Raw genomic sequence first — 14,584 nt, 5'->3', positions numbered from 1 at the left:
ACTCGGGTATTCCGGACGCCCGTTGGGGGCATGACGTCTCCACCGGCCGCACAACCTCGAGGAGGGGCACGTGCTAGAGCCCGTGTATCAGGCGGACGTCGTCATCGTGGGGGCCGGGGTCGCCGGCCTCGCGGCGGCCCACCGGCTGACCAGTGCAGGAGTGACGACGGCAGTCGTGGAGGCCGCTCCCTACGTCGGCGGCCGCATGTCGACCGAGAAGGTCGACGGCTTCCGGCTCGACCGGATCGGACAACTGCTGTCCACGTCGTATCCCGAACTGCGTCTGACCCCGGGGCTCGACGCGCTTGTCCTGCGCCCGTTCGCACCGGGCGTCCTGGTGCACAGCGAGGGGCGCCACCATCGCGCGAGCGCACCCCCGGCGGGAGGGGGCGCACGGGGCGCACTTCACGCTGTACGTGCTCTCGCCAGTGCTCCCCGCGCGACTTCCGCGCCCCGCGGGGGGATCGCAACGGCCATGGCGCGCACCGCCCGGTCCAGAGCGGCGGGGTCGCGCTCGGCGGTATCGCGGTCCGCCGCCCCGCTGGGCGGTGCCGTGGACCAGGCCCGGCTCGGCGCGGCGCTCGCGCGAATCGCCGCCACACCCGTGGAACGGCTGCTGGCCCGGCCCGAGTTGCCTGCCGGGCACGCGCTCACGGCCCGCGGGCTGCCCGCGCGCACGGTCCACGGCTTTCTGCGTCCGCTGCTCGCCGCGCTGCTGTGCGACCCGGACCTGACCACGTCGAGCCGCTGCGCCGACCTCGCGCTGCGCGCCTACGCGAGCGGCCGGCTGTGCGTGCCGGAGGGCGGGGCGGAGGTCCTGCCGGAGCTGCTGGCGCGGGCGCTGCCGCCGGGCACGGTGCACACCGGAATCCGCGCCACCTCCATCTCCACGACTTCGGTGATCACCGCCGACCACGGTGAACTCCGCTGCCGCGCCGTCCTGTTGGCCACGGACGCACACGCCGCCGCCGAGCTGCTGCCCGGTCTGCGCGTGCCGGACTTCCACCACGTCACCGTCGTCCACCACACGATGGACGATCCGCCGCCGACCGGTGCGTCGCTGCTGCTGGACGCGGACCGCGACGGACCGGTGGCGCACACGGCGGTCGTCAGCCTGGTGGACCCGTCCCGGGCGCCTGCGGGCCGGGCCCTGGTCTCCTCCACTGTGCTCGGCGCGCCCCCGGACGACGTCGACGGTGCCGTACGGGCTCATCTGACCCGTCTGTACGGCACCTCGACGACGCGCTGGGAGACGCTCGCCGTGCACCACACGGCGCGCGCCGTCCCCGCGATGCGGCCGCCGCACGATCTGCGCCGGCCGGTGCGACTGCTGGCCGGGCTGTATGTGTGCGGTGACCACCGGGACACCAGCACCGTCCAAGGCGCGCTGCACTCCGGGCACCGGGCCGCGTCCGCCGTTCTGGCGGATCTGGGTGCGGGTCCGATGCACGTCGCGGAATCGCTGCCCACGGCGGCCTGAGACTCACTGGAGCGCGGCGACCTTGTCGCGGTAGCCGCGCACCGGAGCCGCGTCCTTGTACGGCTCCAGGCGGCGCTCGAAGTCCCGCACGTACTCGGTCGCCCGCACCGACCGCATCTCCGACGCCTGCCCGGCGGCCTCGGCCCCCAACTGGCAGGCCTGGTCCAGCTCGCCGAGGCCGAGCCTGGCCGAGGCGAGCACGACCCGGCAGAACAGCCGGCTGCGGGCGTAGCCGGGCGGCCGCAGCTGCAGCGAGCGCTCGGCGTGCTGGGCGGCGGCCCGGTACTGCTGCAGGTCCCGGTGGCAGTGCCCGAACTCGTCGGCGAGCTGCGCCTCGTCGAAGAACCGCGCCCAGTACGGGGCTTCGTCGCCCGGCCGGGCGGTCTCCAGGGCCCGCTCGGCCCGGACGAGCGAGGCCGTGCACGCGCGCACCTCGCCGAGCACGCCGTGGCCGCGCGCCTCGACGGCGTGCACCAGCGCCTGGACGGCGGGCGGCGCGGAGGTGCCGACACCCTGCTGCGCCACCCGCGCGAGTTGCACGGCCTCGCGCCCGTGGCCGAGGTAGACGGCCTGCCTGCTCATCGTGACCAGCACGTACGCCCCGTACAGCCGGTCGCCCGCCGCCTGCGCGAGCCGCAGCGCCTGCACGAAGTAGCGCTGGGCGAGACCGTGCGCGCCGATGTCGTACGACGTCCAGCCCGCGAGGCGGGTCAGGTCGGCGGCCGCCGCGAACAGGCGGCGGCCCGTCTGCTCGCCGTAGATGCCGCGCAGCATCGGCTCGGCCTCGTGCTCCAGGTACCGTACGAGCGCCTGGCGGGCGTGGCCGCCGCCGTAGGCGTGGTCGAGGGCGCGGAACAGCTCGCCGACCGAACGGAGCGCGGCGATGTCGCCGCCGCTGACCTTCTGGGCGGGTCCGCGCTCCGACTGGCCGCGCTGCCGGGGGACCACGGGGCGGCCCTGGGCCGGGACGCGGGGCGCCGTCTCGCCGCGGCTCACCTTGTCGTCGGCCCGGCCGATCAGCCAGTCCCGGCTGGGCACGACGAGCCCGGCCGGGGTGAACGCGATCTTCCGCAGCTCGGCATGGCTGCCGGAGTCCTTGCGCCACAGGCCGCTGACGATGTCGACGGCCTCCTCCGGGGTGGCGGCGAACTCCAGGCCCGCGTACACCGGGGCGCAGGCGTCGAGCCCGAGGTCCTGTGCCGTGAGCCGCCGTCCGAGCCGCCGGGTGAACACCTCGGCGATGAGCGCGGGCGTCGTACCGCGCGGCTGCTGTCCGCGCAGCCAGCGCGTCACGGACGTCTTGTCGTATCTGAGGTCGAGCCCGTGTTCGAGGCCCAGCTGGTCGACGCGACGGGCGAGACCTGCGTTGGAGAACCCCGCTTCTGCGATGAGCGCGGCGAGCTGTCGGTTGGGGGTGCGCTGCGCGGGTCGTTCCGTCATCTGCGGTGCGGTCTCCGTATCGCCTGTGAGCAGCCCTTATGGCCTTGTGAACGGCGTGAATGTAGCGGAGAGTGAGCAGACGGTCGCACACTTCGGCAACCATTCATCCGATCGTGTGAGGATTGGCCGGTCGGGCTGACGCGGACGTCCGGACGCAGGCGGCACACCGGCCGGACGCGGGGCGACCGGCTCGACGTACAGTGGCGTGGGCGCCTTTCGCGCCTTACGAAGCTTCTAGGGAGGCGCTTGCCGTGAGTGAGCTGCGGTTCGTCCGGATGGGTTTCGGTGCGCAGGCCGTCGAGTACCAGGAGGCATGGGACGAGCAGCGCCGAGTGCACGCCGCCCGCTTCGCCGACGAGGTCCCCGACACCTGCCTGCTGCTGGAGCACCCCCCGGTCTACACGGCGGGCCGGCGCACGGCGGACGACGAGCGCCCCCTGGACGGCACGCCGGTGATCGACGTGGACCGCGGCGGCAAGATCACCTGGCACGGCCCGGGCCAGCTGGTGGGCTACCCGATCCAGAAGCTTCCGCGCCCGGTCGACGTCGTCGCCCATGTGCGCCGCCTCGAGGAGGCCCTGATCCGCACCTGCGCGGAGTTCGGCCTGGAGACCACCCGGGTCGAGGGCCGCAGCGGTGTGTGGGTCCTCGGCGACCCGGTGGAGCAGCGCCCCTCGCTCGGCGGCCTCTCCCTGGACTTCGACCCGCGCCTGCACGACGAGGAGTTCGACCCCCGGCTGAACGGCCCGGAGTACGCACCCTCGAACGCGGGCCAGCGCCGGGAGGACCGCAAGGTCGCGGCGATCGGCATCCGTGTCGCCAAGGGCGTCACGATGCACGGCTTCGCACTGAACGTGAACCCTGACAACGCCTGGTTCGACCGGATCATCCCGTGCGGGATCCGCGACGCCGGCGTCACGTCCCTGGCGAACGAGCTGGGCCGTGACGTGACGATCGCGGAGGTACTGCCGGTGGCAGAGCGGCATCTGAAGGACGTCCTGGAGAACGCGGAGCTGAAGCCGCGCATCGTCGAGAAGGCGACCGCCTGACAAGGGGAATGCCTCCCGGGGTCCTGAGGTTGGCCTCATCGGCAGGGCCCGACAAACACGGGCGTACCCTGGTGTACGCCGAAGAATCGAAGCTACAGGGAGCCGATGTGTCCGCAGTCGCACCCGACGGACGCAAGATGCTGCGCCTGGAGGTCCGCAACAGCCAGACCCCCATCGAGCGCAAGCCCGAGTGGATCAAGACCCGGGCGAAAATGGGTCCCGAATACACCAAGATGCAGAACCTCGTGAAGAGCGAGGGTCTGCACACGGTCTGTCAGGAAGCCGGCTGCCCCAACATCTACGAGTGCTGGGAGGACCGGGAGGCGACGTTCCTCATCGGCGGCGACCAGTGCACCCGGCGCTGCGACTTCTGCCAGATCGACACCGGCAAGCCCGAGGCCCTGGACCGCGACGAGCCCCGCCGCGTCGGCGAGTCCGTGGTCACCATGGACCTGAACTACGCCACCGTCACCGGCGTCGCGCGCGACGACCTCGAGGACGGTGGCGCCTGGCTGTACGCCGAGACCGTGCGCCAGATCCACCGGCAGACCGCCGGCCGCGAGGGCGGGCACACCAAGGTCGAGCTCCTCGCCCCCGACTTCAACGCGGTCCCCGAGCAGCTCGAAGAGGTCTTCTCCTCCCGGCCCGAGGTCTTCGCGCACAACGTCGAGACCGTGCCGCGGATCTTCAAGCGCATCCGCCCCGGCTTCCGGTACGAGCGCTCCCTCAAGGTCATCACCGCGGCCCGCGACTACGGCCTGGTGACGAAGTCGAACCTGATCCTCGGCATGGGCGAGACGCGCGAGGAGGTCAGCGACGCGCTGCGGCAGCTGCACGACGCCGGCTGCGAACTGGTGACCATCACGCAGTACCTGCGTCCGAGCGTGCGTCACCACCCGGTCGAACGCTGGGTGAAGCCGCACGAGTTCGTGGAGCTGAAGGAGGAGGCCGAGCAGATCGGCTTCTCCGGTGTCATGTCCGGCCCGCTGGTGCGCTCTTCGTACCGCGCCGGACGCCTGTACCGGATGGCCGTCGAGAAGCGTGGCGCGTACATCGCCTCGCAAGCCGTCTGATCCGACTCCCCACAGATATGGCACTGCGTGCCAGTTGCCGTGTGTGAATCCGCACACAAGCAACTACCCCCCGGTAGTGGCCGATTGACGCGGTCCCGACCGTCCTCGCAGCTAGCGGGCGCGTCAGGGCCGCGTCAGGCTTTTGGCGCCTCGAATCAAGGCTTCATTGGCGTTTGACCGGTCGGTCACGCCCTGGTAACACCAAACAGTGACCCTGGTCTGACGCCACGTAGAGCCCCGACCCCAAGCCGCCGATCCGAGGGGGACCTCCATCATGCAGGCCGCGCCCGTACGCGCCACCGCGATCCCGTCGTTCACCGATGCACTGCGTGCCATCGAGTCGCTGCTCATGAGCGGCGGCCAGCGGACCGCTCGCCAGAACGCCTGGACCTCCGTGCTGGAGGACCGCCGTCGCGCCAAGGACCGGGTCGAGGCGCAGCGCGTCCTCGATGCCGCGGCGTCCCACTCCTAGCCGCCGCTCGCACTCCCCGGAGCGACCCCACCGCTCCACCACGGCACTGCCGTCGTCGCCGCTTCCCGGGCCACGTAGACTTCGTGACATGGCGAGGAAGGAAACCGCAGCGGACGCTGCGAACGCGGGGCGACTGAAGCAGATCGCCCTGACCTACAAGATGACCCGCAAGGCCGACCCCAAGATCGGCCTTGTACTCGCGGCTGTCGGAATCGTCACCTTCGGTGTCTTCCTCGCGATCGGTTTCTTGATCGGTCACCCCATCTATCTCGGCATCCTCGGCCTCCTGCTCGCCTTCCTCGCGACGGCGATCGTCTTCGGACGCCGGGCCGAGCGTGCCGCATTCGGCCAGATGGAGGGCCAGCCGGGCGCCGCCGCGGCGGTCCTGGACAACATCGGCCGGGGCTGGACGACGACGCCCGCGGTGGCGATGAACCGCAGCCAGGACGTGGTGCACCGCGCGGTCGGCAAGGCCGGCATCGTGCTGGTCGCCGAGGGCAACCCGAACCGGGTCAAGAGCCTGCTGGCCGCCGAGAAGAAGAAGATGGCGCGCATCGTCGCCGACGTTCCGGTGCACGACGTCGTCGTCGGCACCGGCGAGGGACAGGTCGAGCTGAAGAAGCTCCGTACGACGATGCTGAAGTTCCCGCGGGTGCTCACCGGTCCCCAGGTGACGGCGACCAACGACCGGCTGCGGGCACTGGGCGACCTGATGAGCAACATGCCGCTGCCCAAGGGTCCGCTGCCGAAGGGGATGCGGATGCCGCGGGGCGGGCCGAAGGGCCGCTAGGGCGACCGGACGCCGATGGGCCGTCCCCGAGACCGCTGGGTCTCGGGGACGGCCCATCGCGTCGGCGGTGAACCGGTTGGGCGCCCTCAGATCCGGACTTCCACCGTCCCGGCCAGGCGGTCGTGCAGGCCCCTGCCGTCGCGGTCCCAGATCAGGGGCGGGATGGCGAGGAACAACAGGACCGTACGCAGCACGGTGCGCAGCGGGCTGACGCGGCCGGTACCCAGGCCAACCACCCGGAGACCGAAGAGTCGCTTGCCCGGGCTGAAGCCCAGCGTGCCGACGGTAAAGATGATCAGTGCGAAAAGGAGGAGCGGCGCCCAGACCTGGGCCGCCCGGTCATAGCTGTCGGTGATCAGACCGTATGCGATCAAGAGGCACAGACCCCAGTCGACGGCGAGGGCGCCGAGACGCCGGCCCGGACGCGCGATCGAGCCCGGCCCCTCCTGCGGCAGACCGAGCTGCTCTCCCCGGTATCCGAGGTCCGCACCGGCTTCCTCCATGGCCGCCCGGGGACCGGAGAGCCATGATCCGATTACTTGCCTGTTGTCCACCCGTCCACGGTACTGCGCCCGATGTGGCAGACAGGAAGGTGGGGTCATGAGGGCTCCGGCTGGTTAACCTGGGAGAAACAAATGGGTCACGCACGAGAAATGCCCCATCCCTATGGTCGGCTGCAGCGTGTGCCACCGCACTGGCCGCACGAACGAACTACCACCCCGGCGAGGACGGTCGGGAGTAGGAGGAGCTGGATGTTCCAGAACGCCGACGAGGCCAAGAAGTTCATCGCGGACGAGGACGTCAAGTTCATCGACGTCCGCTTCTGCGACCTGCCGGGCGTCATGCAGCACTTCACGGTGCCCGTTGAGGCGTTCGACCCGGACGACGAGCTCGCCTTCGACGGATCCTCGATCCGTGGCTTCCAGGCCATTCACGAGTCCGACATGGCGCTGCGCGCGGACCTGTCGACCGCCCGGGTCGACCCCTTCCGCCGTGACAAGACGCTGAACATCAACTTCTTCATCCACGACCCGATCACGGGCGAGCAGTACTCCCGTGACCCGCGCAACGTGGCGAAGAAGGCCGAGGCCTACCTGGCCTCCACCGGCATCGCCGACACCGCGTACTTCGGTCCCGAGGCCGAGTTCTACGTCTTCGACAGCGTCCGTTTCGCCACCAGCGCGAACGAGTCCTTCTACCACATCGACTCCGAGGCCGGCGCCTGGAACACCGGCGCCCTCGAGGACAACCGCGGTTACAAGGTCCGCTACAAGGGCGGTTACTTCCCGGTCCCGCCGGTCGACCACTTCGCCGACCTGCGCGCCGAGATCAGCCTGGAGCTGGAGAAGGCCGGCCTGAAGGTCGAGCGCCAGCACCACGAGGTGGGCACCGCCGGCCAGGCCGAGATCAACTACAAGTTCAACACGCTGCTCGCCGCCGCCGACGACCTCCAGCTCTTCAAGTACATCGTGAAGAACGTCGCCTGGCGCAACGGCAAGACCGCGACCTTCATGCCGAAGCCGATCTTCGGTGACAACGGCTCGGGCATGCACGTCCACCAGTCGCTGTGGAACAACGGCGACCCGCTGTTCTACGACGAGGCCGGTTACGCGGGCCTGTCGGACACCGCCCGCTACTACATCGGCGGCATCCTCAGGCACGCTCCGTCGCTGCTGGCCTTCACCAACCCGACGGTGAACTCGTACCACCGCCTGGTGCCGGGCTTCGAGGCGCCGGTCAACCTGGTGTACTCGCAGCGCAACCGCTCCGCGGCCATGCGTATCCCGATCACGGGTTCGAACCCGAAGGCCAAGCGCGTCGAGTTCCGCGCCCCGGACTCCTCCGGCAACCCGTACCTGGCCTTCTCCGCGCTGCTGCTCGCGGGCCTGGACGGCATCAAGAACAAGATCGAGCCGGCCGAGCCGATCGACAAGGACCTGTACGAGCTGGCTCCCGAGGAGCACGCGGGCGTCCCGCAGGTCCCGACCTCGCTCCCGGCCGTCCTCGACTCCCTCGAGGCCGACCACGAGTTCCTGCTCCAGGGCGACGTCTTCACGGCCGACCTGATCGAGACCTGGATCGACTTCAAGCGCACGAACGAGATCGCCCCGCTGCAGCTGCGTCCGCACCCGCACGAGTTCGAGCTGTACTTCGACGTGTGAGCCGGCCGCTCCCGTAGCACTCTCACGGAGCCCCGTCCCCGCCCCCGGGTGGTGACGGGGCTCCGTCGCGTCATGCCGCGGACAAGGGACGATCACCCGTTCACAGGGACTCTTTGCCTGCCATGGGGCCGTTCGGGACCGGTTCATGGGTGGGGATGGGCGCACAATGGGGGTGGGACGAGTGCCTTACTGCTCGGTACTGCGGGGTGATGCAGAATGCAGAGCCGGTTCCGGAGCGATCGGCGACTGACCGTGCGGATGACGGTCACGCTGTTCCTGCTCGGATTGCTGTACGTGGTGTTCGTCGCCGCGTTGATCGCGTTGCTGAAGTCCTGGGTGCTGGTCGTCGTGATCGCGGCGGCGGTGCTGGGCGCGCAGTACTGGTTCTCGGACCGGATCGCGCTGTACGCCATGCACGGGCGGATCGTGGAGCGCGAGGAGTATCCACAGTTGCACGGAGTGGTCGACCGGCTGTGCGCCGTGGCCGACATGCCCAAGCCGCTCGTCGCCGTCTCCAGCATGGACATGCCGAACGCGTTCGCGACCGGACGCAACCCCGACCACGCCGTGCTGTGCGTGACCACCGGGCTGCTGCGGCGGCTGGAACCCGACGAGCTGGAGGGCGTGCTCGCGCACGAGCTGTCGCACGTGGCGCACAAGGACGTCGCCGTGATCACGGTGGCGTCGTTCCTCGGAGTGATCGCCGGGCTGGTCGTCCGGTTCGCCTTCTACTCCGAGCTCTTCGGCGGGCGGGGGCGCAAGGACCAGAACACCCTTGTCGTCTTCGGCGCCGTCATGGGGATCTCGGTGCTGGTCTACGCGATCAGCTTCGTGCTGATCCGGGCCCTGTCCCGGTACCGCGAGCTGGCCGCGGACCGCGCGGCCGCCTTCCTCACCGGCCGTCCCTCGGCGCTGGCCTCCGCGCTGACCAAGGTCACCGGGGACATCGCCCGCATTCCGACGAAGGACCTGCGTACGGCACAGGCCTTCAACGCCTTCTACTTCACGCCCGCGTTCGGCGCCGAGCCGGGCATCTCACGCTTCTTCTCCACCCACCCGACCCTGGAGCAGCGGCTCGAGCAGCTGGCCCGTATCTCCGCGGAGCTGGGCGAGGCGGCGGCGCCGGGAAAGGGGGGCTGAGCGCGTATGGGGCTCCTGGACATCCTGCTCGGCCGTACGAAGGCGGTGGCGCCCGACCTCGATCAGCTGTTCGCCCTGCCGTCGGCGGCGGTCACGCTCGAGGCCGCCGCCGAGTTCACCCCGACCGGGACCGGAGCGGTCTGCTTCGCCACGGTCGAGGGCGGTGCCTTCGCGCAGATCAACCGCGAGGTCCAGGCACTCCTGGACGCGGACACCGACCGGGGCGGACCGCCCGTCGAGCTGCAGCGGGACGACTACGGCTACTCCTGGCTGGTGTCCCGGCGCATCCCCGACCAGCTGCCCGCCCTGGTCAACGACCTGCACGCGGTGAACAGCGCCATGGAGGTCAACGGCTTCGGGCCACAGCTGCTGTGCTCGGTGGTCGGCTTCCAGGACGAACGCGGTCGGCCGCTCGGCCTGGTCTATCTGTACAAGCGCGGCACCTTCTACCCGTTCGCGCCGCTCCCCGGGCAGGGCGAGCGGCGCGACAACGCGCTGGAACTCCAGGTCAAGGCGGTGCTCGCCGACGACCTGCGGATCGAGCAGGACCTCGGCCGCTGGTTCCCGATCTGGGGCGCGCCCGGCCTGTGAGCGGGCGGCCCCGGGTGCATCACTTCTTGTCCCGGTCCTGACGGCGGGCCTCGAAGGGACGCTCGCGGCGGTAGCGACGCTCCCACTTGGCCTGCTGGTCACGGCGCTCGCGGTACTGCTGGTAGGTGGCCGCCGATCCCGGCGCGGCTCCGGGGCCCGGCGAGGACGCCGAGGACGAGCCCCGTCCGTACTGCGTGTACAGGAAGAGCAGGGCGACGGCGGCGAGCCACCAGGCGTGGTTGCCGAACCCCAGGATGATGAGGACGACGGTTCCGGCAAGGATGATGGTGCCCATGACGGGCCTCCGTGGGCGTGGGTGAGTGGTCGTGCCAGAGGGGTACGACGGGGCGCTGGGGGTGGGCGGCCGCGTCGGTGCGTAGAGAGTAGCTCCGAGTCCACCGGGTGATGCCGGTCCGGCGGAAACCGGTGGTGGGCTGCTCCGGAACGCGTCTCCAGCGTAGGGACGCGGTCACTCGGGGTGCATCTCCTTTTTCCGCGCGCGGAGTTCGGCCGGGGTTCGGTGGAACGAGAGCGGGCGCGACCCCGGTCATGGGTGAATGGGCCCATGATCCGAATCTCCCCCTTCGCGCACGGACATGACGGTGAACGTCTCAGCGGGGTGTACGGCGACGACGACGGCGGCCCGGACGCCGCCACCGCCGTCCTGCTGCACGGGGCGGGCAACGGCAACACACGTCGGCTGCTGCCGCTTCTGGAGGAGTTCGTCGCACGCGGTCGCCGCGCTCTCGCGTTCGACTTCTCCGGGCACGGCGACAGCACGGGCCGGCTGGCCGAGTTGAGTCTGCAGAGGCGCTTCGAGCAGGCGGTCGCCGTGCTCGACGCTCGGACGCCGGCGGACGGACCGCTGGTCCTGGTCGGGTTCAGCATGAGCGGGCAGACGGTCGCGGACCTCGCGCGGTACTACGGACGCCGGGTGGTGGCGATGGGCCTGTGCGCGCCCGCGGTCTACGCGGCCGAGGCGTGGCCGGTCCCGTTCGCCGACGGGTCCGGCCGCTTCACCGAGATCCTCCGTACGCCGGGGAGTTGGCGTTCGGCTCCCGCGCTCGACGTACTGCGGACGTACGAGGGAAGGGCGGTGCTCGCGGTGCCCGGCACCGATGCCGTGATCCCGCCGGAGGTGACCGAGGCGGTGGCGGCGGCGCTCACGGCGAACGCCGCGTTCACCCGGCTCGAACTACCCGGCGCGGACCACCGGTTGGGCCTGTGGTTCCGCGACCATACCGAGGACCGCGGACGGTTCGTCGACGCCGTGCTGGCCGACGGGATTCAGGCCACGGGCCGGGGGCGTGCGGGGCTCGAGCCCGGACGTGGTGGGCGCGGACCTGTGGACCGCGGGCCCGACCGTGGCGCGCGCGGGCCCGGAGGCCGCGAGCCGCACCGGGGAGCGTGAGGTCCGTACATCGGCATCAGTACCGCACCGCGCGGGCGACGGAGGTGGTGATGTCGCCGGAAAGGGGGCGGTTGCTGAGCGCGGTGGCGTTCTTCGACCCGCCCGCCGGGACATCGCCGACCGTGACGACGACCGTGTCGAGAAGGTTGCCGCCGGAGTCCTTGAAGTTGACCTGCACGGCGTACGTGCGGGACTCGGACGTCGGGTTGGTGACCGTGACCTGCACCGCTTTCCGCCCTTCGGCGTCGGTGGCCGTGCCGAGCTTGACGTCGCCCCTGGCGTGCGCCCCGCCCTTGATCTCGTCCAGCTTGCGGTCCGCCTCGGCGGACGCGGACGCCAGCACGGACGCGGCCTCCGAGGTCAGGGAGGCGGCGGCGGAAGCGGCTTCCGAGGCCACCGAGTCGGCGGCGGAAGCGGCGTTCGAGACGGCCTGCGACGCGGTGGTCGACGTGACGCCGTTGTCGGAGCAGCCGCAGAGCGCGGCGGCCGCCGCCACGACGACCGCGAAGCCCCGCACCGTGTCCCGTACTCCGTTTCCTGACATCGCCTCTCCCGTCTTTCCGTGATGGCTTCAGTCAAGGCCGGACGGGGCGCGTCCGCATGCTGGGGGCGGCACTTCGGGTGACGGGTCGCTGCGGCGGGCCGGCTTCCGGGAGGATGGGCGCAGTCCGTACGGGGCGAGGCGGCGGGAGGCGGCGTGGGCGGGCGACAGCGGCACATCGGGGCGCAGGAGCGGCGGGCCCGGCTCGCGCTGCGGCAGCGGCTGGCTGCGACGGCGCGGGCGGCGACCCCCGAGGAGGTCGCCGGATCACTGGTCGCGCTCCACGGCACGGACCCGGCCACGGTGTACCTGGCGGTCGGGGCGCGGCTCGCGGACGCCGGCCGGACCGTGGCGGAGGTCGAGCGGGCGTTGTACGAGGACCGGACGCTGGTGCGGATGCACGGCATGCGGCACACCGTCTTCGTGTTCCCCAGCGGGCTGGCTGCCGTGGTGCACGCGTCGACGGGACTGGCGATCGCAGCGAAGGCGCGGGCCGGGCTGGTCAAGGACATGGTGAGCGGGAGCGACGGCCGCCTGACGGCGGAGTGGCTCGCGGAGGTCGAGGCGTCGGCGCTGACGGCTCTGGACCGCCGCGGGCAGGCGACGGTCAACGAACTCACACGGGACGAACCGCGGTTGAAGGAGCGGTTCACCTACGGGGCGGGCAAGAGCTACGAGGCCCTGCACACGGTGTCGTCCCGGCTGATGCGGGTGCTCGGCGTCGAGGGCCGGGTGGTGCGCGGGCGCCCGCTGGGCGCGTGGACGTCGACGCAGTTCCGCTGGGCGGTCGCCCCGCCCCACCCCGAACTCCCGCCCGCCGAGGCCCAGCGGGAGCTGCTCCGCCGCTGGCTCACGGCCTGCGGCCCGGCCACGGAGGCGGACCTCAAGTGGTGGACGGGCTGGAGGGTCACGGACGTCCGCCGGGCGCTGGGCGCGATCGGAGCGGCAGCGGTGACGGTCGACGGCGGAGCGACGGCCTATGTGACGGCCGACGACGAGGAACCCGTGGCGGCCCCCGACGAGCCCTGGGCTGCCCTGCTCCCCGGCCTGGACCCCACGGCGATGGGATGGCAGGAGCGTGACTGGTACCTGTCCCCGGACCTGCGCCCGGCCCTGTTCGACGGCAGCGGCAACGTGGGCCCGACGGTGTGGTGGAACGGCCGGGTGGTCGGCGGCTGGGGGCACCGGCCGGACGGCGAGGTGGTGTGGCGCCTGCTGGAGACGGAGGGCTTGGGCCACGAGGCCCGAGCGGCCATCGAGAAGGAAGCGGCCCGGCTGGGGTCATGGCTGTCCGGCACCCGGGTCACACCACGCTTCCGGACGCCGCTGGAGAAGGAGCTCTCGGCCTAGGGCGACGCCGGCGCCGGCGCCGGGCACCCCCTCGGGAGGGCGCCCGGCGCCGCGGCTCAGCGGCTGTACCGCATCAGCGCGCGCACCATGTGGCACGTCGTGTCCGACGGCGGGTGCACCCCGATCTGTTCCGCCGTGCTCCGTATCGTCTCGTTGCGCGCCTGGTTCGGCATGTACACCCCGGAGTCGAGCAGGGCGATCGCGAGACGCATCGCCTTGAGGCGCCGGTTGTGCGTGACGTACCACTCGCGCGGCCGCCCCGGAGGGAGCGGGCGCTTCTCCACCGGTGCGTACGGCAGGTCCAGCGGGACCGGTCGGCGGGCGGTGGACTGGGTCGGCTTCGGCTTGGTTGCGGCAGCGGGCACGGCATCCTCCTGTCGCGGTCGGGGAGCGGTCCGGAAACCCTGGCAACTCCCTCGAACACTTCCTCTAGTTTACTGCCGGCCACTGACATCCGGGGGGCCGCGCAGTCCACCAAATCCCCTGGTGGATAAGGGAATTGTCGCCATGTCACGCCCGAGCCGCGAGGTGCGCGTGAGACGGCGGCAATTCGAACAGAACGGACGGTGAGTGAGGCTGGGGAGGGTGTGGGAAGCGGTGCTGCGCCGGCCCCGGTGCTCGGTGCCCGGACACCAGCGAGAGAGCGTGTTTCGACTACCGTGCGGGCCATGGAGATCTGGATCAACCCGGCCTGTTCGAAGTGCCGCAGCGCCATCACTCTGCTCGAGGCCGAGGGCGCCGACTACACCGTGCGCCGCTATCTGGAGGACGTGCCCACCGAGGACGAGATCCGCGACGTACTCGCGCGGCTCGGCCTCGAACCGTGGGACATCACCCGCACCCAGGAGGCGGACGCCAGGGAACTCGGCATGAAGGAGTGGGCGAGGGACGCCGGGAGCCGCGACCGCTGGGTGCGCGCACTCGCCGAGCACCCCCGGCTCATCCAGCGGCCGATCATCACCGCCGACGACGGTACGGCTCTCGTCGCCCGTACGGACGAAGCAGTACGGGACGCTATGTCCCGCTGAGCCCAACTCCCGTGTGGCCTACGTTACTTCAGTGACGTCTTCAACCGCTGAGTAACA

Annotated in this window: 16 protein-coding genes; 11 read left to right on the top strand and 5 right to left on the bottom strand. The window is 71.1% G+C overall.

Annotated elements, in window-relative coordinates:
• Positions 1-70: 70 nt before the first annotated feature.
• Complete coding sequence (locus tag ACZ3TS_RS02465) at positions 71-1,480, top strand: NAD(P)/FAD-dependent oxidoreductase (RefSeq protein ID WP_467612966.1); 1,410 nt, start codon at positions 71-73, stop codon at positions 1,478-1,480.
• Positions 1,481-1,483: 3 nt separating this feature from the next.
• Here the strand turns inward: ACZ3TS_RS02465 and ACZ3TS_RS02460 are convergent, their stop codons facing one another.
• Positions 1,484-2,920 carry a regulator gene (locus tag ACZ3TS_RS02460; RefSeq protein WP_467612963.1) on the bottom strand — a complete coding sequence of 479 codons (1,437 nt, stop codon included), beginning with the start codon at positions 2,918-2,920 and terminating at the stop codon, positions 1,484-1,486.
• A gap of 251 nt (positions 2,921-3,171) precedes the next feature.
• On the opposite strand from ACZ3TS_RS02460, the gene lipB reads away from it, so the two are divergent.
• From lipB to ACZ3TS_RS02440, 4 genes are all read left to right on the top strand, one after another.
• Positions 3,172-3,969 (top strand): lipoyl(octanoyl) transferase LipB, encoded by a 798-nt coding sequence (gene lipB / locus ACZ3TS_RS02455; protein ID WP_467612961.1) that lies wholly within the window; start codon positions 3,172-3,174, stop codon positions 3,967-3,969.
• A 107-nt stretch (positions 3,970-4,076) separates the two neighbouring features.
• Positions 4,077-5,042, top strand: a complete 966-nt coding sequence (gene lipA, locus ACZ3TS_RS02450; RefSeq protein ID WP_467612958.1) for a lipoyl synthase — start codon at positions 4,077-4,079, stop codon at positions 5,040-5,042.
• Positions 5,043-5,316: 274 nt separating this feature from the next.
• Positions 5,317-5,514: an SCO2195 family GlnR-regulated protein gene (locus ACZ3TS_RS02445; protein WP_467612955.1), complete on the top strand. Its 198-nt coding sequence runs from the start codon at positions 5,317-5,319 to the stop codon at positions 5,512-5,514.
• Between the two features lie 88 nt (positions 5,515-5,602).
• Positions 5,603-6,304, top strand: coding sequence for a DUF4191 domain-containing protein (locus tag ACZ3TS_RS02440; protein ID WP_467612952.1), 702 nt, complete (start codon positions 5,603-5,605; stop codon positions 6,302-6,304).
• 86 nt (positions 6,305-6,390) lie between these two features.
• On the opposite strand, the gene ACZ3TS_RS02435 is transcribed toward ACZ3TS_RS02440, so the two are convergent.
• Positions 6,391-6,858, bottom strand: a complete 468-nt coding sequence (locus tag ACZ3TS_RS02435; RefSeq protein WP_467612949.1) for an RDD family protein — start codon at positions 6,856-6,858, stop codon at positions 6,391-6,393.
• A gap of 198 nt (positions 6,859-7,056) precedes the next feature.
• Here ACZ3TS_RS02435 and glnA point away from each other — a divergent pair, with 198 nt between their 5' ends.
• From glnA to pspAB, 3 genes are all read left to right on the top strand, one after another.
• Positions 7,057-8,466: a type I glutamate--ammonia ligase gene (gene glnA / locus ACZ3TS_RS02430; RefSeq protein WP_467612946.1), complete on the top strand. Its 1,410-nt coding sequence runs from the start codon at positions 7,057-7,059 to the stop codon at positions 8,464-8,466.
• A gap of 216 nt (positions 8,467-8,682) precedes the next feature.
• Positions 8,683-9,606, top strand: coding sequence for a zinc metalloprotease HtpX (htpX, locus tag ACZ3TS_RS02425; RefSeq protein ID WP_467612943.1), 924 nt, complete (start codon positions 8,683-8,685; stop codon positions 9,604-9,606).
• Positions 9,607-9,612: 6 nt separating this feature from the next.
• On the top strand, positions 9,613-10,197 hold the full coding sequence (gene pspAB, locus ACZ3TS_RS02420; protein ID WP_467612940.1) for a PspA-associated protein PspAB: 585 nt from the start codon (positions 9,613-9,615) through the stop codon (positions 10,195-10,197).
• A 19-nt stretch (positions 10,198-10,216) separates the two neighbouring features.
• Here pspAB and ACZ3TS_RS02415 read toward each other — a convergent pair whose 3' ends face one another.
• Positions 10,217-10,492, bottom strand: coding sequence for a hypothetical protein (locus tag ACZ3TS_RS02415; RefSeq protein WP_467612937.1), 276 nt, complete (start codon positions 10,490-10,492; stop codon positions 10,217-10,219).
• 270 nt (positions 10,493-10,762) lie between these two features.
• On the opposite strand from ACZ3TS_RS02415, the gene ACZ3TS_RS02410 reads away from it, so the two are divergent.
• Positions 10,763-11,608 (top strand): alpha/beta hydrolase, encoded by an 846-nt coding sequence (locus ACZ3TS_RS02410; RefSeq protein ID WP_467612934.1) that lies wholly within the window; start codon positions 10,763-10,765, stop codon positions 11,606-11,608.
• Between the two features lie 16 nt (positions 11,609-11,624).
• Here ACZ3TS_RS02410 and ACZ3TS_RS02405 read toward each other — a convergent pair whose 3' ends face one another.
• On the bottom strand, positions 11,625-12,152 hold the full coding sequence (locus ACZ3TS_RS02405) for an FxLYD domain-containing protein (RefSeq protein ID WP_467612931.1): 528 nt from the start codon (positions 12,150-12,152) through the stop codon (positions 11,625-11,627).
• A 153-nt stretch (positions 12,153-12,305) separates the two neighbouring features.
• Here ACZ3TS_RS02405 and ACZ3TS_RS02400 point away from each other — a divergent pair, with 153 nt between their 5' ends.
• Positions 12,306-13,499 carry a winged helix DNA-binding domain-containing protein gene (locus ACZ3TS_RS02400; RefSeq protein WP_467612928.1) on the top strand — a complete coding sequence of 398 codons (1,194 nt, stop codon included), beginning with the start codon at positions 12,306-12,308 and terminating at the stop codon, positions 13,497-13,499.
• Between the two features lie 56 nt (positions 13,500-13,555).
• On the opposite strand, the gene ACZ3TS_RS02395 is transcribed toward ACZ3TS_RS02400, so the two are convergent.
• Positions 13,556-13,864: a hypothetical protein gene (locus ACZ3TS_RS02395; RefSeq protein ID WP_467612925.1), complete on the bottom strand. Its 309-nt coding sequence runs from the start codon at positions 13,862-13,864 to the stop codon at positions 13,556-13,558.
• Positions 13,865-14,167: 303 nt separating this feature from the next.
• On the opposite strand from ACZ3TS_RS02395, the gene ACZ3TS_RS02390 reads away from it, so the two are divergent.
• Positions 14,168-14,527: an arsenate reductase family protein gene (locus ACZ3TS_RS02390; protein WP_467612922.1), complete on the top strand. Its 360-nt coding sequence runs from the start codon at positions 14,168-14,170 to the stop codon at positions 14,525-14,527.
• The last annotated feature ends 57 nt before the right edge of the window (positions 14,528-14,584 follow it).

The sequence above is a fragment of the Streptomyces sp. NPDC022910 genome (genome assembly GCF_055561075.1).
This window is presented reverse-complemented; position numbering and strand designations above follow the sequence as displayed.

Bases quoted from the DNA above. Each gene is read 5' to 3' on its own strand.
- ACZ3TS_RS02460 (WP_467612963.1), bottom strand. From the start codon at position 2,920: ATGACGGAACGACCCGCGCAGCGCACCCCCAACCGACAGCTCGCCGCG.
- ACZ3TS_RS02445 (WP_467612955.1), top strand. From the start codon at position 5,317: ATGCAGGCCGCGCCCGTACGCGCCACCGCGATCCCGTCGTTCACCGAT.
- ACZ3TS_RS02440 (WP_467612952.1), top strand. From the start codon at position 5,603: ATGGCGAGGAAGGAAACCGCAGCGGACGCTGCGAACGCGGGGCGACTG.
- glnA (WP_467612946.1), top strand. From the start codon at position 7,057: ATGTTCCAGAACGCCGACGAGGCCAAGAAGTTCATCGCGGACGAGGAC.
- htpX (WP_467612943.1), top strand. From the start codon at position 8,683: ATGCAGAGCCGGTTCCGGAGCGATCGGCGACTGACCGTGCGGATGACG.
- pspAB (WP_467612940.1), top strand. From the start codon at position 9,613: ATGGGGCTCCTGGACATCCTGCTCGGCCGTACGAAGGCGGTGGCGCCC.
- ACZ3TS_RS02415 (WP_467612937.1), bottom strand. From the start codon at position 10,492: ATGGGCACCATCATCCTTGCCGGAACCGTCGTCCTCATCATCCTGGGG.
- ACZ3TS_RS02410 (WP_467612934.1), top strand. From the start codon at position 10,763: ATGATCCGAATCTCCCCCTTCGCGCACGGACATGACGGTGAACGTCTC.
- ACZ3TS_RS02405 (WP_467612931.1), bottom strand. From the start codon at position 12,152: ATGTCAGGAAACGGAGTACGGGACACGGTGCGGGGCTTCGCGGTCGTC.
- ACZ3TS_RS02390 (WP_467612922.1), top strand. From the start codon at position 14,168: ATGGAGATCTGGATCAACCCGGCCTGTTCGAAGTGCCGCAGCGCCATC.